General features: G+C 39.8%; 12 protein-coding genes and 1 pseudogene. All 13 read right to left on the bottom strand.

Annotated elements, in window-relative coordinates; translation table 11 throughout:
* Window positions 1–500 precede the first annotated feature (500 nt).
* Complete coding sequence (pgfM1, locus tag D8785_RS04405; RefSeq protein ID WP_125374606.1) at window positions 501–3,422, bottom strand: glycosyltransferase PgfM1; 2,922 nt, start codon at window positions 3,420–3,422, stop codon at window positions 501–503.
* Window positions 3,423–3,440: 18 nt separating this feature from the next.
* The gene (gene pgfS / locus D8785_RS04410; RefSeq protein WP_125374607.1) at window positions 3,441–4,400 is read right to left on the bottom strand and encodes a glycosyltransferase PgfS; all 960 of its coding nucleotides are present in this window, start codon (window positions 4,398–4,400) and stop codon (window positions 3,441–3,443) included.
* A gap of 76 nt (window positions 4,401–4,476) precedes the next feature.
* Window positions 4,477–6,258 (bottom strand): Ig-like domain-containing protein, encoded by a 1,782-nt coding sequence (locus tag D8785_RS04415; RefSeq protein ID WP_125374608.1) that lies wholly within the window; start codon window positions 6,256–6,258, stop codon window positions 4,477–4,479.
* A gap of 80 nt (window positions 6,259–6,338) precedes the next feature.
* Window positions 6,339–12,608: a G5 domain-containing protein gene (locus D8785_RS04420; protein ID WP_125374609.1), complete on the bottom strand. Its 6,270-nt coding sequence runs from the start codon at window positions 12,606–12,608 to the stop codon at window positions 6,339–6,341.
* 374 nt (window positions 12,609–12,982) lie between these two features.
* Window positions 12,983–14,989 (bottom strand): DUF2079 domain-containing protein, encoded by a 2,007-nt coding sequence (locus D8785_RS04425; RefSeq protein ID WP_125374610.1) that lies wholly within the window; start codon window positions 14,987–14,989, stop codon window positions 12,983–12,985.
* Window positions 14,990–15,153: 164 nt separating this feature from the next.
* Window positions 15,154–15,648 (bottom strand): beta-class carbonic anhydrase, encoded by a 495-nt coding sequence (locus D8785_RS04430; RefSeq protein WP_125374611.1) that lies wholly within the window; start codon window positions 15,646–15,648, stop codon window positions 15,154–15,156.
* A gap of 288 nt (window positions 15,649–15,936) precedes the next feature.
* Window positions 15,937–16,632, bottom strand: coding sequence for a TIGR00266 family protein (locus D8785_RS04440; RefSeq protein WP_125374612.1), 696 nt, complete (start codon window positions 16,630–16,632; stop codon window positions 15,937–15,939).
* A gap of 82 nt (window positions 16,633–16,714) precedes the next feature.
* A complete protein-coding gene (gene radA, locus D8785_RS04445) occupies window positions 16,715–18,076 on the bottom strand; it encodes a DNA repair protein RadA (protein ID WP_125374613.1) in 1,362 nt (453 codons plus the stop codon).
* A 13-nt stretch (window positions 18,077–18,089) separates the two neighbouring features.
* Window positions 18,090–18,629: a histidine phosphatase family protein gene (locus tag D8785_RS04450; protein ID WP_125374614.1), complete on the bottom strand. Its 540-nt coding sequence runs from the start codon at window positions 18,627–18,629 to the stop codon at window positions 18,090–18,092.
* Between the two features lies 1 nt (window position 18,630).
* Window positions 18,631–18,735 (bottom strand): annotated as a pseudogene (locus tag D8785_RS04455) (dUTP diphosphatase); the annotation flags it as partial.
* Between the two features lie 76 nt (window positions 18,736–18,811).
* On the bottom strand, window positions 18,812–19,378 hold the full coding sequence (locus tag D8785_RS04460) for a histidine phosphatase family protein (protein ID WP_125374615.1): 567 nt from the start codon (window positions 19,376–19,378) through the stop codon (window positions 18,812–18,814).
* Complete coding sequence (locus D8785_RS04465; RefSeq protein ID WP_042361437.1) at window positions 19,329–19,775, bottom strand: dUTP diphosphatase; 447 nt, start codon at window positions 19,773–19,775, stop codon at window positions 19,329–19,331. Before D8785_RS04465 ends, D8785_RS04460 begins: the two co-directional genes overlap by 50 nt.
* 238 nt (window positions 19,776–20,013) lie before the next feature.
* Entirely contained in the window at window positions 20,014–20,703 is a 690-nt protein-coding gene (locus D8785_RS04470; protein WP_048716619.1) for a gamma-glutamyl-gamma-aminobutyrate hydrolase family protein, read from the bottom strand.
* Between the last annotated feature and the right edge of the window lie 102 nt (window positions 20,704–20,805).

Raw genomic sequence — 20,805 nt, forward strand, 5'->3', positions numbered from 1 at the left:
TACACATTGAATGGTAACAAAGAAGTAGTGTTTCGTCAACAAATTATAGAATTTTGGTTATTTTAACTATTTTTTTTACATAATCTTAGTCATATTGCAATTGTTTTCACAAAATTGTCACTTTATTTCCCACTTGGTACGATTTTTTACTATCTTCTAATTTGGTGGATCTTCTTTTATAGATGATGGAGCATTCGGCTATCAAGATACGTCACCTAGCCCTTTTCAGTAATCTTCTACATCACTTCATTTTCCTTTCCTTTTTGACAAGTACATTTCACGCAAAAGAAAATAAAAAGAGACTGGGACAAAAGTCCTAGCCTCTCAATTGTCTTTGGATTGTCGAGCAAGACGCAGTGGTTTAGTGGGCTCTACTACGCTGATTTCATCAGTTTTTACAGCCCTACTCAACTGTGCGGAGGTGGGACGACGAAATCGAATTCTAACGAATTACCGATTTCTGTCCCACTCTCTTTTTAAAAGATAGTAGACCTACATGCTTAGACAGTTTCTTTCGAACGCTTCATGATAATCACTAAGGAAGTAATTGAAACGATTGATAATAAGCTACCAAGGATAATTCCTTTTTTCTTAAAGACGAACTCAATCTTATGCTTCCCTTTTGTGATTGGGAAGGATAAGAAGGCATTCCAAGATTTTTCAGTTTGGACAAATTTCCCATCTACTTTGACCTTCCATCCATCGCTATATGGGATTGAAGTCATCATAAATTTACTATCATCCGTAATGTTTACATTACCGACAATATGGGTATTAGAAAACTTGGTTACTTCTAAACCTTGTTTCTTACGATTATCTAAAACTTTTTGAATTTGATCAAGATCTGCACGATATACTCCTGCATGGCTCATATCAATTTTATCTGTTCTGAATCGAAACTCAATCACAGTTTCTTGATTTTCAGTATTATCAGTTAATTGCCAAAGTTGTCTTTGAGTAAATGTTTTATTATTTGGCAACCATTTCCCTCTCACTAAAACTGAGTAATCTTGTTTTGGAATCAACCCCACTGGTGTGAAAAAGTAATAAGTATAGTTTGAACGTGGCACTACCTTATATCGAATGATGGCCTCTTTAGAAGAATCTGCTCTTTTATAGATTGCCTCCCCAGTGTTCTTATCTACTTTTTCTTCAATGACATTCTCCGTTTCAATGGCACTAAAAGCTAACGGCTTAAAGTAGTCATAATAATCACTCGTTTTCTTTTGATGCCCTTCCATTGAGTTCAAAATAATATTTTGGTTTGCGATAGCATTGTTCACCCCAAATTTTATATTTTTAACCAGAGCATTTGTTCCATATCCAAGAGGGAAAGAATTTGGGTTCTTATAGACAACAAATCGCTTGTCTTCATATACTTTTTCTGTATAATAGCGCTCTAGATCAAAACGATTTGTAAAGCGATGGAAGTACATCTTTTCTGGATTTGCTTCCATTTCTTCTGGGTCAAAATCTTTCACCGTCATATAATAACGAATCCCGTACAAGGCATCTGTTAGAGGTGTCCCGTTTGTATATTCGGTAGCAGCATTAACACCAAGGTCTCCCATTAAAGCAAAGTGATCCAGGGTGCTTCTTTCTAAACTCGAACTAAAGGTACTTAAGCCAGGATAAGATACTAGAGAAGGTACCGTCCGTGAATATGCAAAAGTCGTTGCAATCCGATAAAATTCTTCATCTGCATTTTCTTGAATATTATCTGTCACGCGTTTCACTGAAACAGCTGCGTCTGAAAATTTATTGACGTCGTCATAACCTAGAGTAACCTGAGAAAGGTATGCATTATATCCAAATTCAAAGATACTCAAAGCTGACACGATGACAACTGAAAGACGTGATAGTTTAGAATTTAATAGGAGCAATAAAAGCAGATAGATTATTGCTGTTAGACTTAATTGTGAGAATAGATAGCCTTGTTTCAACAAGAATCCTGCGATCACTAAGAAAAGAGTAGTAGCTCCAATTCGAAGGATTTTCTCTCTTTGATTGCTCTTTGATTTTTCCCAGTAGGTATAGAAACCAAAGCAAGCAACAGCCAGAAGACCTAGTATGTGAAGAATTGAGTATCTTGAGAAATAGGATGTTACTGCTTTTGGTTGAATTTTCGAAATAAAGGTATAGCTATTTGAATGGATGTAGATAACAGCTAGAAGCAAACCAAGTGTAATGACTAGATTAGTTAGCTTAGAGATAACTACTTTCTCTTTCATTACTTGGTAAGCCAATACCAACATGAAGAATGAGAATAACCAAGAAAAACGGAAAAAGAAACCGGCAGGGTTTTGCCCCATATGCCAAATCTTACTTACAAACTCATTGACGAATGATGTCAAGAATACAAGAGTAACAATCCCAGCAGCCCATTTCTTAACTTTTGAAACATTCTTAGAGAGAAAGTAGAGAACAAAGCCAAGAAAACCAAACGCTCCAATATAGATATTTGGTAAGTTTGGTCCTGCAGACCAACCAGAGGTCGTATCAAAGCCACCAATCACCATCTTAGCAAGAATATCCAATGGATTAATCTGGAAGGCTAAAGAGAAGGTCATCCCTCCACCAACTTGAGCTTTACTTTCTACCAAGTTGAAGAATACAGGAAGAATTAGGATTGCGGCTGTCCCGATCCCAATAATAGAATAAATGACAGCCTGTAACAAAGGTTCAATAAAGTTTTTGATCTTCGCTTTAAGATCTCCTTCAATCATCAATCTAGGAGATACATAGAAGCAAGCATACAGAGCAACAAAGATCGAAATCATGTACCCCATGTAAAATTGAAGTAGGACGGTCAGCCCTAATGCAAAAGAGTAACGATAAGGGGCTCCACCATCTAATAATTCTTCCAAGTAAACAATGACAATCGGCAGCATGATCATAGCGTCATAAAAAATGACGTTCATTTGATAAGAAACCAACATCCCTGAAAGGGCATATGCTGTCGAAAATAGCGGTACTAACCATTTTCTTTTCTCTAATCCTTTATAGCGCTTGATAAGAAGAAAGGCGAAGGCCATTCCTATTGCGCCATAACGGAGCCAAATTGTCAAAAATACTGCAAAACCGAAATGCTTAAGTGGTGTCAAAATATAAATGATATTGAAGGGACTCATTAAATAATATCCGAGGACCCCAATCATATCTCCACCAAGGGACTTAGTAAACGAATAACTCAAACTTGAAAGATCCCCAGTGAGTACCGCATTTTTTAATAAACCAAAGAAACTGATGTATTGTTGACCAAAGTCAACTGCCATCAAACTTTTGGTTCCAAAAGGATATGATCCCATGAAGGCCCAAACAACAAGCATAATTGTCATTGGGAGTAAAGCGCTAAAAGCATATAGAAATCTCTTGGGATTCTTTTTCCAAAGCTCTTGCAAGCGCATGAACCAAACTAACATTTTTATCTCCTATACATCTTAACCTATCTTATTCTCATTGGCTTGATCAATATTGGTATCTTCAATGATGAAATGAGGACGGCGCTTCACTTCGTAATAAATTTTTCCAATGTATTCCCCAAGAATACCGATAAATATTAACTGAACACCACTAAATAGAATGATCGCAGCTATGGTTGTAAAATAGCCACTCACATAATTCCCTTGTGCAAACATGTACTTCATCATTTCAAAAGCAAGATACAAAATAGCAAGTCCCAAACAGATAAATCCAAACTGAATACAAACACGAAGGGGACGATCATTAAATGAAATAATCCCTTGAATGGCATAGTTCATTGATTTTTTAAAACCAAACTTACTCTTACCAGCTTTACGGATTTCGTTTTTATAAGGAATTACCTTCTCTTTGAAACCAATCCATTCATACAAGCCTTTATTGAAACGATTGTATTCTGGCATAGAAACAAACGCATCAATTGCTTTACGGCTAAGGAGTCTCAATTCGGATTTTCCATCCGTTAGTTTAACATCCATCGACCGATTGGACAAGAAATAGAACATACGAGCAAAGGTGCTTCCGATAAAGGACTCCCCTTCTCGAGTTCGTTGGCCACTGACGATATCATAGCCCTCATTATAGGCTTCTAAAAAGAGGGGGATCAGATATGGTGGATGTTGTAAATCTCCATCCATTACCATCACAGCATCACCACTTGCATATTTGAAGCCTGCTAAAATACCACTCTCACGACCAAAATTACGACTAAATCGAATATATTTTACATGAGGATTCTCTTCTGCAATGGCTGTAATGAGTTCAAATGTTTTATCACTACTTCCATCATCGACATAGAGAATCTCATAGTCGGTAAGTTCCTTCCCAAGCATTTGCTCCAATTGATCAGATATAGCAGCATGCGTTTGAGAAAGGACCAACTCCTCATTCAATAATGTAATGAGTATCGATAATTTCATCTCTATTCTCCATCTACTCTATTTCCAAAAAAGAGAGAGCTTTCGCTCTCTCCTTTATACGGAAACTCTTTTTCTATTATTTAGACATTTTACGTTTCATTACAATCGCACCTGATAGGACAAGTACTCCTGAGAATACTAGGCCAGTTGCTACGACTTCACCAGTATTTGGAAGGACTTTGCGTCCACCACCGTTACCATCTGCATTTCCGCCAGGGTTTCCTGGTGTTGGAGTTGTTGTTGGCGCTGGAGTCGTTGTTGGCGCTGGAGTTGTTGTTGGCGCTGGAGTNGTTGTTGGCTCTGGAGTTGTTGTTGGCTCTGGAGTTGTTGTTGGCTCTGGAGTTGTTGTTGGCTCTGGAGTTGTTGTTGGCTCTGGAGTTGTTGTTGGCTCTGGAGTTGTTGTTGGCTCTGGAGTTGTTGACTCTGGAGTTGTTGACTCTGGAGTTGTTGACTCTGGAGTTGTTGACTCTGGAGTTGTTGACTCTGGAGTTGTAGTCGTTGTGGTTGTTGGTTCTGGAGTTGTAGTCGTTGTGGTTGTTGTTGGTTCTGGAGTTGTAGTCGTTGTGGTTGTTGGTTCTGGAGTTGTAGTCGTTGTGGTTGTTGGTTCCGGAGTTGTGGTGGTTGTAGTTGTTGGTTCNGGAGTTGTAGTTGTGGTAGTTGTTGGTTCTGGAGTTGTAGTTGTGGTAGTTGTTGGTTCCGGAGTTGTGGTGGTTGTAGTTGTTGGTTCCGGAGTTGTAGTGGTTGTAGTTGTTGGTTCCGGAGTTGTGGTGGTTGTAGTTGTTGGTTCCGGAGTTGTAGTGGTTGTAGTTGTTGTTGTAGTAGTCGTTGTGGTTGTAGTTGTTGTTGTTGTAGTCTTATCACCGCTACCTTCACCTGAACCAGTCTCTAAACGAGTTTGTTTAGTGATAGTACGTTCATCAGGGAAGTTAGTTGCTTTCCACTTCAATGTGTTAGCTACTTTAGTTTTTGCAGGAAGGTCTTCTGTAAGTTCGGTTGTGTACTCAATCCAAATTGGCCATCCCCAAACTTCTTTTAATTCAAATTTGAATCCTGTGATTTGACCTGCTGCATTTCTTGTATATTGAGCTGTCTTAGTGAAGTTATCATCTGGGTTCAACTTGAAGAGTTCGTTTTCATTTTGGATTCTGTTTGGTTGTTTTGGATAACGAACTGCACGCAATGTACCTTCTACAAGAACTTGACCATGATCGCTGAAGTCATCTTCGATAACCATGTTATCCATTTTATCTTGAACAGCGTTCAAAAGGATACGCCATTTGATACGTTTAGGGTTTTCTTTGTCTTGGTAACCATATTTGTACTCGTAGTCACCTGGAGTACCTACGTATTGCTCATAGGTTACATTGTAAGTTTCTTTACCAAACTTAAATGTGTACTTACCAGATTCTTTCAAATTTGTTGCGTTCGGACGAACTGAGTATTTCAAAGACATGACTTTGTCTTTGTAGTTTTTAGAGAAGTAGTCCGTGAAAGTAATAGTTACTTTACCAGTTTTTGGATCCGTTACGGCATCCCCAACTTTATCACCATTGGCGTGAAGGATTGGGAACTCAAGTTTAGTAACAAGTTCCAATTCTTTTGGAAGGTCCAAAGTCAAGGTATCCCCAGCATTGATTGCTTGAGAATCTGGGAAAGTAAGGCTATTTGTTGCTTCCAAGACACGACCAGTCGTAATCTTAGTATCCGCAGTCAATGGCTTACCATCAACTTTAACTTCTGTGTTCAAAGTATATTGAGTTACTTCATTAGCGAAAACTGTCGTCAGTGTCACTAATGAAAAAACCAAGATACTTAAAAGCGCTAAAACTCGCTTAACGCTCGTTTTTGTGGTTTGCATAATAAACTCCTTATTTATTAATTTTTTATCATTGTAACATAATCGTTTCAATTTGCAAAGTATTTTTTACCTTTTTTCACTTATCGTTCATTTTTTTGTCGATTGAAAAAACGAAAAGTGATAATTGAGAGGATAAAGCCCATGATAGAAAGGATCCAACTCTCTTCTGCACCTGTATTTGGCAAGCGATTTTCTTGGATTTCCCCACTATCTTTTTGGCTATTTATTATAGATTCAACTTTGGTTTCCGCTTTTGGATTTGTTGAAACATGATTGAGTTCCTCAACTTTATCACCAAGTTGAGCCTGAGGTTGGTCGTTTTTCTCGCTCTTCTTCACTACTTTTGTACCAAGTTCAGTAATTTCATGAATAGGTTCTTCGATCAGTGTCACTTGGATTAATTCCTTCTTGATGACACGACCATCTTGAATAGTCAAGCGGTATTTGTATTGACGCTTACCTGTTTTTCCTTCCTGTAAGAGGGCGACTGTCCCTTCTGCTTTATTAGGATTCTCGACAATAGTCTTGTCAAAGGCGACATCTTCTATCTCAATTAGCTCCTCTGTTGTAATAGTAGGAAGTTGTTTTGTTCCAACTAAGATTACACGAGTAACTGCCTTTCTGATAACCTTGGTATCAACCAATGTAGAAGAACGCTCTTCATCATTAAAGTAGTATTTTTCAAAAGTCTTATGGATGAGTCCATCTTGGCCTTCTTGGAAAACTTTAGTCATACCTTCTTGCAAAGTATCGTCATTGCGATATTCTGTCTGATGAGTAATGACCTCATCCTCAGTCACCAAGACTGTACGCTCAACTCCAGTACCCACTACAACGACTTTGTTAACAGGGTGAGTCGTGATGACAGTTCTTAGATGCTCACGTTGAGTTTCTTTACCATTGACATAGGTTACTTGGTAGTAGTCAGTTTGACTTCCTTCTTGGCCTTCTACTTCGACCAAACGATAAGTCACAGGTTTAGACTTATCTTCCCGAACGATGGTGTTGTATGGGATTCCACTTGTGAAGCTGATCTCCTTGGTTTCAGTAACTTGAGAACCGATATGGATAATCTGTTCGAGTGCTGGACGTAACTCTTTGACGCTAATCAAGTCCGTCTTGACTAAGATGCCATCTTTATAAGTAAGCTGATAAATTTTTTCTACTAAGCCCGCACGACCTTCTTGAACAAGCTTACGTTCACCTTTTGGCAGGCTTTCATCAATAACGGTAACTGTTCTAAAGTTAGTCTCTTCAGTTCGCGTTTCCTGCTTCACTTTAACATTTGGAACATGTTTTGTACCTACTAAAATGATGGTCGGAACTGCTTCTCTGACAGTTTTACTTTCGATCAGTTTTGAAGAACGTTCTTCGTCATTGAAGTATTGTTTCTCGATCGTCTTACGGATCAATCCATCCTGACCTTCTTGGATAATCTTCGTTTCACCTTCTGGAAGAGTGTCGTCATTACGGAATTCCGTTGGACTTGTGATTCGCTCTTCCTGAATTTCAAACATTATACGCTCGATTCCAGAACCTTCAACTAGGACTTTATTAACAGGCTGAACTGTAATGACCGTTCTGAGGTGTTCACGTTTTGTTTCCTTACCATTGACGTAAGTTACTTGATAGTAGTCTGTTTGAATCCCTTCTTGGCCCTCTACTTCAACAAGGCTGTAACCAACTGGCTTGGTCTTGTCCTTACGAATAATAACATTGTAAGGTATTGGACTTGTCGTGTTGATTTCTTTGGTTTCAGTGACTTGAGTACCAATATGGATAATCTCGTCTTGGACTTTCTGAATTTCCTTGCTACTGATCAAGTCTGTCTTGATCAAGACGCCGTCTTTATAGGTTAGTTGGTAAACTTTTTCAATGAGACCAGTTCGTCCTACTTGGACCACCTTAGTCTCACCTTTTGGTAGATCTGAATCTTCTATGTTTTGAGTCTTATAGGCAATCTTCTCAGTTTGAGTATCCTGTTCTACCTTGATAGTTGGTACATGTTTTGTACCTACTAAGATGATCGTTGGCGTTGCTTCTTTGATTAGTTTGCTGTCTACTAATTTCGTAGAACGCAACTCGTCATTGAAGTATCGTTTTTCGATCGTTTTACGAAGGAGTCCTTCTTCACCAACTTGAGAAATCTTCGTTTCGCCTTCTGGAAGAGTGTCATCATTTCGATACTCAGTTGTGCTTGTAATCTTATCTTCTTGAATTTCAAAGAGGGCACGTTCTACTCCAGCACCTTCGACAATCACCTTGTCAACAGCTTCTTTAACGACTGTTGTCTTAAGATGTTCACGTTTTGTTTCAGTGCCATTGATGTAGGTTACTTTATAGAGGTCTGACTTCTCACCGTCTTGACCTTCTACCTCAGTCACTCGGTAGCCAATTGGCTTCGTAGTGTCTTTACGAACCTTGACCGTAAATGGAATTGGACTTGTCTCGCTTGCTTCTCTAATTTCTTTGATACGAGTTCCAACTTGGATGATCTCATCCACTGGATCTGTAGTGATATTAGATTCTACAAATGTACGAGATGTCTCTTCTCCATTCACTTTCGTTACAGAGTAGCGATTTGTTTTCTGCCCCTTCTTACCTGCCTGAATAACCTTGGTTGTCCCTGCAGGAAGTTGATCTGAAAACTCTTTGAGAGTATTGTAATCGATTGACTCTGTCTCATCTACAAGCTCAGTGGTTTCAACAATAGGTGTCGCATTTCCGACACGAACGACACGGTTGACAGCCTCTGTAATCTGGTGTTCAGAAACGATGGTACGACCGATTTCTTTACCATTTCTATAGCTTACCAAGAAAGTACGGATAATTTGTCCTGGAGTTCCTTCTTCATCGACGACACTTTCTCCTGGTGGAAGTGTATTGTCAGAGACATAAACCGTCTTGAATGGAACATCAACTTGCTCATCCACTGTGCGTTCTGTCATCTTAGAAGTACCGATTACTGTGATTTCATCAACAGCTTTTGGATTCTCGACTTTTGAGATTTCCTTACGAGAAACTTCGACATCGTCCTCATAGGTAACCTCATAAGTTGTTGTGATGGTACCAGGAGATCCGACTTGAGTAATTTTGCTGTAGCCTTCTGGTTGGGTTTCATCTTTTTCGATAACCTTGTTGAAGTCTTTTTCTTCGACAACAACTACGGATTTGATCGATACAACCACACCTAGACCTTTAACAATGACTTTGTTTTTCTTCTCTTTGAGGGTGTTTTCATTGACCAAGGTACGATCAACGAGTTCATCATTGAGGTAGGTAAGTTTATACTGACTTTCAATACGACCTTTTTCACCTTCTTGACGAACTTCTTCGTAGCCTTTTGGTTTCGTGTAGTCGTATTCAACTACAGTTTCAAAGTCAACATCCTTGACCTCAGTAGTGTATTCTACTTTTTCGACTGCACTACCAACTGTGATAATGCGTTTGACTGGTTGGTCAACCACTGTTTCAGACGTCAATGTCTTACCGGCTTCCTTACCATTCAGTTTTCTGATTTGATAAGTCTTTTCAACCGAACCATTCTTACCAGCTTGATTTTCAAATTGATAAGTCTTTGGTTTTGTTGGGTCAGTTCTGATTTCTGTTTCGTATGCAACAGTTTCTTTCTCAGTAACAGTCTCAAATGTTTCTGTCGCTGTACCAATCAAAACGATTTCTCTCGTAGGCTCTTGAATTACTTCCTCAGATTCAATCTGACGACCTACAATTGCATTACCAACTTTGGTAATCTTATAAACATTAACTTTCTTTCCAGGTACACCTTTTTGTACAGTTTCTTTAAATCCGATAGGAAGTTCATCTGTCTCACGAGTTTCGATGATGTACTCTGTCGTTGTTGTTGTACGAAGTGTTTCAACCGTTTTATCACCAACGATATCTACTGGAGCTAATGGCTTGCCATCTAGAGTGTTACGTCCAAGGAAGACATTATTACTCTTAGCATTCAAGTTCACCCACTCACCATTGTATAGTCTAAAGAAACCATTTTTGTTTGGAGTGTCTGCAATGAATTTGTTGTCTGTAGCTGTTACTTTAACAGTATCATTGAGACGGTTGATACCAAAGAAAGCTTGCATGATGTCTTTGATAACTGCTCCATCTGATTTACGAGTGACATCGTAACGTTGCCATGGCTCATTGTCTTTATACTTGAAGGTATTGCTATTAACGTCAATAGTAGATGCGTTAGTGCTTTCAATAGCAACTGCATTTTTCCATCTAGACTTAATCTTAGAAACGGTCAACTCATTGTTATCAATGTTGATGCTTCCTCTAGTCTTGGTAAATGGTACTTTTGTAACCTTGTTTACACGTTTTCCAGTAGTACGGTCAATAACGCTTGCTACATAAGTTGTATCATCATTGATGTAAATCGGTAACTGCTTGATGTCATCTACTTCAATCTTGTTTCTTGAAATAGTGATGTCACCTGAACCACCACCCTCAACACCTCTAGATGCTTGGGCTGTATTATTGTTAACAGAGATGATATAGTCTGTTGAATCACCAGTGATGGTATTACCTTCGATATTCAGGCTATAATCATTTGAACTTTCATTATTTCTAAAGAGAATACCAAAGGTTCCAAGTTGGCCATTTTCAAATGATTTTGTTAAACCTTCAATGGTGTTATTTGAAATGACATAACGACCTTTATCAAGAGGTTTGGTCCATTTATGGTTTTTCTCATTTGTTAGGATAGAGATGGCTGTGTAACCACGGTAACGAGCTGGATCATCATCATCGTTTTCCAGCTTAGAGTTTGGATCTTGTGTTACCTTGTTGTTACGAATAATGACATCCGTCATTGGATTGGCACGGTTATAGACCTCAATACCATTCAAACGGTCTCCGAGCGAAACGTTGTTTTCGATGAGGATCTTATTCCCGTCGTGAATATCCAAGCCTTTACGGTAGTTGTAGTTTGTATAGTTTCCAGTATAGGTAATACCATCATTATAAGATCCTGCCATTGAGGCCGCACCATATCCAGTACCACCATCCAATACATGACCGTTGTATGACAAGATATTATTGTCTACAACAAAATTACGTTGGTAACCAAACATAACACCCGCAACACGGTTGTTATGAAGGAAAGAATTGGTTACCTTATTACCGTCCATGATTGGAACATCTGGATCTCCGATAGACTTGACTTCGTTTGAAACCTTTTCAGAAATACTGCTATAACGGATTGGTCTTCCATTGCTATCATACTCTTGCGCTGTTGCCTTACTTGAACTAAAGAAGACACCGGCTCTGTTGAATTTCATAGCACGAACATCATTGATCGTAACATTTGAAGAATCGTTTACGTAGATCCCGTTTGAACGTCCAAAGTAAGATTTCCCTTTACGGTAGAACTCATTATCCTTAGTGTAGTCTGATGAATCATAGGCATGCTCAACAGTTAAGCGACCCACAGTAAAGTTATTCTGATTTTGAATGAGCACTGCAGACTCGTAACGGTTATCCGTCAAGTTTGTTTCAGGATCATGTTCTCCGTCTTGCTTCTTATTAAATAAGATTTTTGTGTTGTTACGACTTGGACCACTACCAATCAAACCTTTTACATTGGCATAGTTTTCATCAATAACCAAGGTATTCTTCAGCAAAACTGTCCCTGATAGCATAACAGAAGCGCCTCCCTCAACCTCGTTGGCCGCAGAGAGCGCCTTTTTGATTGCTTCACTCGCTTCAACTTTTCCTGTCGTATCAAGACCAAAATCTGTTGCTTTTACATATTTACCATAATCCGCATCATCGTATACTTTTGTATTGCTAGCTGCAGCTCTTCTACGACGAATTTTAGGAATTGGAGTTGCAGCCGTTTCAGCTTCGTTTGTACTTGCATTGGAAAGTTTATCTGGAGCAAGAGTTGGATCTTCCTTCTTTTCTACACTATTAAGAGTTGGATCGGTTTTACTATCTTTACCAGGACTTGCTTCGCCTTCACTATCCTTATTAAGAGTTGTTTCGGCTTTACTATCTTTATCAGAAGAAGATGCTTCCGTCGAAGGGTTCTTAGCATCCTCCTCAGAGCTTTTTGTTTCCTTTTCCGTTAAAGCTGGAGCTGGATATTTCTTATCTCCCTGATCAACTGCCGGCTTTTCTTCTGGATTTGGCTCTGTAACCGCTCTAGTTTCAGATTCTGGAATAGAAACTGTCGTATTCAATGCAGGCTGGTTTTCATCCTGATTCTTAATAAGACTTTCATTTGAATTTTCGAAAGAATCCGCACTGGCTTTTACCTGGCCTAATTGAAATGTTGTTAACACCCCAATTGCTAACAAAGAGTACTTGGTTGTTTTTTTAATATTCATGAATCCTCCTCTTTTATTTAATTCTTCCCACTTTTCTCAGTCTATACGTTTCAACTAAACCAACCTTTTAACAAAGATTCAATTATTTATTTTATAAGGTGGATACAAATGGATTTTACTTTAATGATACTTATTGTTTGATAGAAAGTCAACTATTTTATTCTATAAATTTTTACCTAAAAGAATTCCTTTTCTATTTTCCTTTTATCCTCTATAAAATGGAAGAAAGTTCACTATTTATCTTGTATCAACCTCCTATTAAATAATAAAAAGCTGCCGCATATAACCGACAGCTTTATTCAAATGTCATTAGTGATGTAACAGCATTCAAGACACTTGCATTTTACTCCAAAATCAAGAAAAAATTCTTCAAATTACTTCTCTAACACAAGAACGTCTTCTGTAGAGAATAAGCTTTCTTTATAGCCAGAAGCTTCATATGCTTTCAAGATATCCGCCTCAAAAAATCCTTTGCCTTCTTGCCTTGTTTCTCTCGGTACAACAACATAATCAATATTGAAGTCAACTTTTTTATCATTATGATAGTAGATATCATATAGTTTTTCATGCTGTCGAAGGCTTGGAGTATAACTCCCCGTCGTTACTACTGAAGACTCAATTGGCAAATCTTTTAATACTGATTGTATCCCTTCAAAATAATCCTTTCGATTGTGGTAATATTTCATTTCAAAGTTCCATTTATGAGTGTAGCTATAGAGGATCCCTCCTGAAATCACTAAAGACGAAGCAACGAGAGCAACAAGGGCCTTCTCCCCTACTACTTTATAATTACTCAATTGATCCAACGCCAATATTCCCATAATGAATAAAAGAGTAACTGATCCATAGCTATATTGGAAATTAATATCATATTGATAAAGCCAATCTGTTAGCAAATTAATCGCTAGCAGAGGAAGCATAAGGAAATAAGTTGATAGGCGTCGTTGGACAAGTGGCAAAAAGCCTAGAGGAAACAGAACTAAAAAGATATATCCAAGTTTCTTAGCCGTAAACAGACTTCCCAGAACATATAGTGGATTTAAGAAAGTGTTTTTCATCACCATTAACAATCCATTTTCCCCAGACATTAACAAATGACTGTATCGAGAAACCATTGCACCTTCACCATATTTTGTCAGTAGAAGCATAGCAAACCCAAAGTAGATTACCGGCAAGAAAAATGTACTAGCATATAACCACTTTTTGAATCTCGGAGATATAGAAAAACGATTCTGAAAGACAAAATAGAGTCCTAGTGATAGTACGTAAATAAAGGAATCCTCTTTTACAAAAAGGATGAGGAGGGCAAACAAGATAGTTCGCAAACGCCATTGAGAGATTATAGCGTAAAAGAGCCATAGAATTAAAGGGGGTAAAAAGCAGTTCTCATGAATGTGGTAACTGCCACTGGTTGTCATTGCTGGAGTAACAAAAAACAATGCAATGACTAAAGGATTTAACAGTTTTGGCAATTGTAATTTCTTCAATACCAGCCCGAGGGGAATTACAGCAGAAAACACAATAAGAATTTGTAAAATTTCTAATGTTTCTACATAAGGAAACAACATGTAGAATGGAAGAATCGCATAAAAAATCGGAGAAATATGGACAGCAAAGTGCGATAAAGCCTTATCTCTCTCAAGCGTTGTTATCTGTGTGAAGTCTGTCTTCATCCTCTCAAACATTTGAGAGAAAATCCCAATATCAAATGTCGAACCTGAATTTGCCTTGACTTTATAATACACTACAACAGATAAGTAAAGGACATAACAAACCCCAATAATGAAAGTAATCAAGGTAAGCCGTTTAACCCATACTTTACTGATTTTATCTACAGCCAACCTACTAATAATTAGTCCGATTAATAATGCAATAACAACTGAAGTCAAAATTGGCCAAATTAAAGAAGTAAATTTTGATTCAGCGATATTAAAAGAGTGAATTTTTAGAGCTTCATCTTGAAAATTACCACTTGCTTGAAGGAGAAGCTTGGGAAAGGACAGCACCACTAATACTGGAAAAACAATTGCAAACCTTATTTTGTCTAGATAGAAAAATAAAAATAGAGCAACTGAAACCATAATCAAGCCCAGAGATAAGAATAAGGTTGGACTTTTAAGAATTGCTACAAATAGAATCAAAGCTGTCAAAAAAGTATTGAGAACACCGATATCAATGAGTTTCTTATACTCACCAATAAACCATAGAAATGGGTAACTGATGACAACCCCGATAATTGTCCCAACAATTCCTACTTCTCCTAATTTTAGAAAGAGCGCTTCAGTCGAATATCTAAGCAAATTAAACAAAACAACAATAAAATAGGACCCTAACAGCAACCACAAGTAGTTCATGTTGGCTACATTCTTAATTTTTTTCATTTAAACCTCCCGTAATTATAAAATATTTTACCATAAACTGAAGAACTTGCCTATTTAAATATAGTTAAAGGAGATAATTTTCGACTACAGATTTCTCTTTAAAATCGATTCATAAAAAAACTTATTTCTCACGAGAAATAAGCTCCCATATACAGATAAAATTCTTAATTCACCTCAGTGATCAATCCTGTATCAACATCATAGACAGCTCCTGAGATAATGACATCGTCTGGAATCAGCGGTGAGGCTTTTAATAGAGCGACATCTTCTCGGACGCTCTCGTAGATATCTTGAAAGGGTAAGAAATCTTGGTCTCCGACATCAACTCCCAGTTCCTTCTTCAGATGCTGACGAAAACTTTCATTCTCAAAGGTTTGCGCCCCACAGTCTGTGTGGTGCAAGACGACGATTTCTCGAGTGCCCATCTGTTGCTGGGAAATGACCAAAGAGCGAATCATGTCCTCTGTCACGCGCCCCCCTGCATTCCGCAAAATATGGGCATCTCCAAGAGCCAGACCTAGTGCCGGTGCGACGTGAAGACGGGAGTCCATACAGGTTACAATGGCCACTTGCGTTTTCGGTTTGATCGGGAGATGAAGGTCTCCGTGCAATTCAACATAGGCTTGATTGGCTTTTAAAAAATTCTCAAAATAGGACATAAGAACTTCCTTTCTGGTTGGCAAAATAGTTTGAATACCAAATTATTTACTCTCTATCTTACCATCTTTTTCCCAGATTGTCAGTTGTCAGCCTACATGAAAAAGAGAGTGGGACAGAAATCGGTCATTCGTTAGAATTCGATTTCGTCGTCCCACCTCCGCACAGTTGAGTAGGGCTGTAAAAGCTGATGAAATCAGCGTAGTAGAGCCCACTCAACCACTGCGTCTTGCTCGATAATCCAAAGACAATTGAGAGGCTAGGACTTTTGTCCCAGCCTCCTTTATGTATTATGATCGTCTTGGTAAATAGCGATTCAGCAAGCCAGCAAAGGTCTGAAGATTGAGACTTTGAACATAGATCTCACCAGTCCCTCTAAAGGTATTGACGACTCCCTCTCCTGTTCCGATTGATTGCCAGAAACCATTTTCCAAATGAATACGATAATCCAAAGACTGGCTCCAAGCAACGACATGGGCATTATCGATGGTGATTTCTTGATTGTTTAGCTCAATTTTTTTAATAGAGCCGTAAGCATTGGCCAAGAGAGTCCCCTGACCTTGGGTCGTCATGACGAAGAATCCTCCCTGACCACCAAAAAGAGCCTTACCGATTGATTGGAACTCCATTGTATAGAAGGCCGTACCATCAAGGGCTAGAAAGGCACCATCGTTCAATCGATACTGTTTTTCACCCAAATACAGTGGTATAACCTGACCTGGTGAGTCGGGCGCCAATGCTAGGTAAGCATTATTAGACTGGGCAAATACCTGGGTGATAAAAGTACTTTCACCAGAAACCATTGACCGTCCAACTGCTTTTACAAAGCGTCCCACACCAGAGCCGCTTGCATTTAATTTGGTGTTGAGGGTCACATTCGGTGTATGGTAGACCATACTCCCCCGTTGAATATAGACAGTCTCACCTTGATCGAGAGATAACTCGACCAAAGGGAACTGCACATTGTTATCTGTGAAAAATCGCATGATAATTAACCCCTATCCTTAAGTAAGTATAGAAAAAGTATAGCACAGGAAAAATCTTTTTGCAAACGATTTCAAACTCTGGTTAAGAAAAGACCTTTTTCAGAACCTCTCCTACAGTGGAGACCGCTATCACTTGAATACCATCTGGGATTGTGATGCCTTGGAGAGAATTTTTTGGGGCATAAATCTTAGTGAAGCCAAGTTTGGTCGCTTCGTTGATCCGTTGCTCAATCCGAGTCACTCGTCGAATCTCCCCAGTCAAGCCAATCTCACCGATAAAGGCCTCTTGAGGATTGGTTGGAAGCTCCTTGTAGCTAGACGCAATGGCCACCGCTACGGCTAGGTCAATGGCTGGCTCGTCCAGTTTGACACCACCAGCTGACTTGAGATAGGCATCTTGATTTTGGAGAAGAAGACCGCAACGTTTCTCTAAAACAGCCATAATGAGGCTGACCCGATTAAAGTCAAGACCCGTCGTCGTCCGCTTGGCATTTCCAAATACAGTCGGAGTCACCAAGGCTTGAACCTCCGCCAAGATCGGTCTGCTTCCTTCCATGGTGACGACAATAGCAGAACCAGTCGCCCCATCCAAGCGTTCTTCTAGGAAGACCTGACTCGGATTGAGGACCTCTACTAGCCCACCTGATTGCATCTCGAAGATCCCGATCTCATTGGTCGAGCCAAAGCGGTTCTTGACCGCTCTCAGGATCCGGAAGGTATGGTGACGTTCCCCTTCAAAGTAGAGCACCGTATCCACCATGTGCTCCAACATACGCGGGCCCGCCAAGGTTCCTTCCTTGGTCACATGGCCCACGATAAAGATGGCAATGTTATTGGTCTTAGCCAGCTGCATGAGCTCAGCCGTTACTTCCCGCACCTGAGAAACTGACCCTTGAACTCCTGAAATCTCAGGAGAAATAATAGTCTGGATAGAGTCGATGATAAGGAAGTTAGGCTGGATGCGCTCCACTTCTGCTCGCACGCTCTGCATATTGGTCTCAGCATAGAGGTAAAACTCACTGTCAATATCCCCCAAGCGCTCTGCCCGAAGTTTGATCTGCTGGGCCGATTCCTCGCCACTGACGTAGAGAACCGTTCCCACTTGAGACAGCTGGGTCGATACTTGAAGGAGCAGGGTCGATTTCCCAATCCCTGGATCACCACCGATGAGGACCAAACTTCCTGGGACGACACCGCCTCCAAGGACGCGGTTGAATTCTTCCATCTCCGTCTTGGTACGATGTACATTGATGGAGGTCACATCCGCCAGTTTCATGGGTTTGGTCTTTTCACCTGTCAAGGACACTCGTGCATTCTTGACCTCTGCGACCTCGACCTCCTCGACAAAGGAAGACCAAGAGCCACAGTTGGGACAGCGCCCTAGATATTTGGGTGAATTATAAGCACAATTTTGACAAATAAATGTCGTTTTTTTCTTAGCGATACGATACCTCTTTCTAAATCTCTATTTCACACTCAATCACTTGGCAAAAATCAATCTTCTCATTTGGCACAAACTGGCGCATCAGCATTCCGTGAGTTACAATGATAATAGTTTTATAATTTTTATATTTTTCCAAAGTTCTTAAAAAACGACGACGCATCTCCAGAGCTGTTTCATAGCGACAAGGAGAATCTTCAGATAAACTTCCTTGATGTTTTAGATAATATTCATGAGCTACCAATACACTAGTTAAATCAAAGTTAGTACCGTCTAAGTCTGGACGCCACTCATGAAAAAATGGCTCCACAAATAAGTCCAATCCTGTTTCAACTGCTATATAATGGGCTGTTTCTAAAGCCCTCGTCACAGACGATGAAATAATAATCTCTGCCTTTCCAAAACATGCAGTTTTAGCAACTTCTTTTGCCAGACAGCGACCTTTTCCTGTCAATGGTGCTAAATCACGACCAAAACCACTATAGAGTTGTGGATTTTCAAGTTTATCAAGCATACTATAATCTGGCTCTCCATGACGCACAAAGATAATCTTCATCCTAGTGCCCTGTACTTCCAAATCCGCCAGTCCGCACACCGTTTGCCTCATCTCCATCTGCGATTAAAAACGGTGCAAAAACAGCCTGAACCACACGTTCCCCTACAACTTTCTTATAGCCTTGACAATTCTCCGGAGTAAATGATTGAAAATCTTTATAACTCATTACTTTCTACTTCTTTCTATAAATCAAGCTCACACTCAATCACTTGGCAAAAATCAATCTTCTCATTTGCTACAAACTGCCGTATCAGCATTCGATGGGCTACAACTACCACAGTTTGATGTTCCCGATACTTAGCCATGCAATCTAGAAAACGAGACTTCATCTCTACAGCTGTCTCATATTGAACAGGAGAATTTGGGATCAACTCCCCATTATTTTCTAAAAATAGTCTTCTAGCTTCTTCAAATCTATCTATGCCACTTTCATAGACCTGCCATTCATGCAATAATGGCTCCACTCTCAAAGGAAGCCCAGTAGCACAAGATACATAAGAAGCCGTTTCTAATGCTCGCGTCACTGCAGAAGACACCAGTATATCAGCTGAGCCAAACAAAGGATTTTTGCAAAGTTCCTGAGCTTGTTGTCTTCCTTTCACCGATAAAGGAGCCAAGTCTATCCCAAATCCCGTATAAGAACGCTCCTCTAACTCACGGTAATCTGGCTCTCCATGACGTACAAAGATAATCTTCATCTTAGTGCCCTGTCGATCCAAATCCGCCAGTACGAACTCCGTCTGCCTCATCTCCATCTGCGATTAAAAACGGTGCAAAAACAGCCTGAACCACACGTTCGCCGACTTCAAGAACCACTTCCTGGTCGGTAATGTTTTTCATCTGAGCAAAGATATGGCCTTCATTTCCAGGGTTTCCATAGTAGTCACCATCAATGACACCAACAGAGTTAATCAAGACTAGACCTTTTTTGCGAGGATTAGAGGAACGGTCATAGAGGTAGAGAACCTCTGTCGGTTGCATATAAGCCTTGACTCCTGTTGGCACGAGGACAATCTCTCCTGGCGCAATCACCGTGCGTTCTGCAACCTTCAAGTCGTAGCCAGCTGCATGGGCCGTCTCCCGTTTTGGTAGCAAGTCCTGATTTGTATAGGTTGATACAAGTTCAAATCCACGAATTTTTGTCATCATAATTCCTCTTTCATTCTAAATAGTTTCCATCTCTTCTATTATACCATCACTTTGGCCTAGCGTCTCCCCTATACTACTATTCGTATTTTTTCTGACAAAGACACAAAAGCCCCCTCAAAGGAGGAGACTTTTGCAGGAGATTATATGAAAAAAAGTAAACTGTATCAAACAAAGTTAGGAGGTCTTTGTTGATGAGACTAGTTTACCTCTTTCTCCTTAAAAAAACCTAAAGAGCTTACAATTCTTGTAAAAGATAGCGGAAGAGTTCGAGATTGCCTTTTTCTTCTTTGACCAGAAACTCTGGATGCCATTGCAAGCCGATGATGCGATGACCGTCCACTGCTTCGATAGCTTCAATGGTCTGATCTCGTGGGTCAATGGCTGTCACTCGAAAGTTAGGCGCCAAATCCTTGATGCTTTGGCGATGAACAGAATTGATCTGGCTAGCTTGCCCAAAGAGACGCTCCACCACACTGCCTTTTTTGGTCTCAATTGAATGAGAAGTGCCAAAAGGGAGGCCCTGCCAGTGCCCTTCCACTTCTTGATGGAGAGTCCCACCGAAGGCGACATTAACCAACTGAACCCCTCGGCAGATAGCTAGAACTGGCTTGTTTTGACGGACCGCTTCTTTTAACAAGGCCAATTCAAACTGATCGCGCTCGAGATTGTAGTCGTCACTCTCGATGGCGATCTCTTCTCCATAAAAGCTAGGATGGACATTTTGCCCCCCACTGAGGATAAGCTTGTCCACTGTTTCGATATAATCTTTGGCAAAAGATGGGTCTCCCACTGGGATGACCATAGGAAGGCCACCTACTTGCTTAATGGTTTCCGCAAATTTACAAGATACAGACGAATGGATATTTTTCCCATCTGGATCCACTGCACATAGATTGGCAGAGACTCCAACAATCGTTCTACACATGGCCTTCCCTCCTTTGATATTTCTATTCCCTATTTTATCATCCCACCCTTAGAGCGTCTAATATGTATTTTTTAAGGGCCTGATAAATATTTTTTATCACCT

It is taken from the genome of Streptococcus australis (assembly GCF_003943615.1).
GTDB classification, from domain to species: domain Bacteria; phylum Bacillota; class Bacilli; order Lactobacillales; family Streptococcaceae; genus Streptococcus; species Streptococcus australis_C.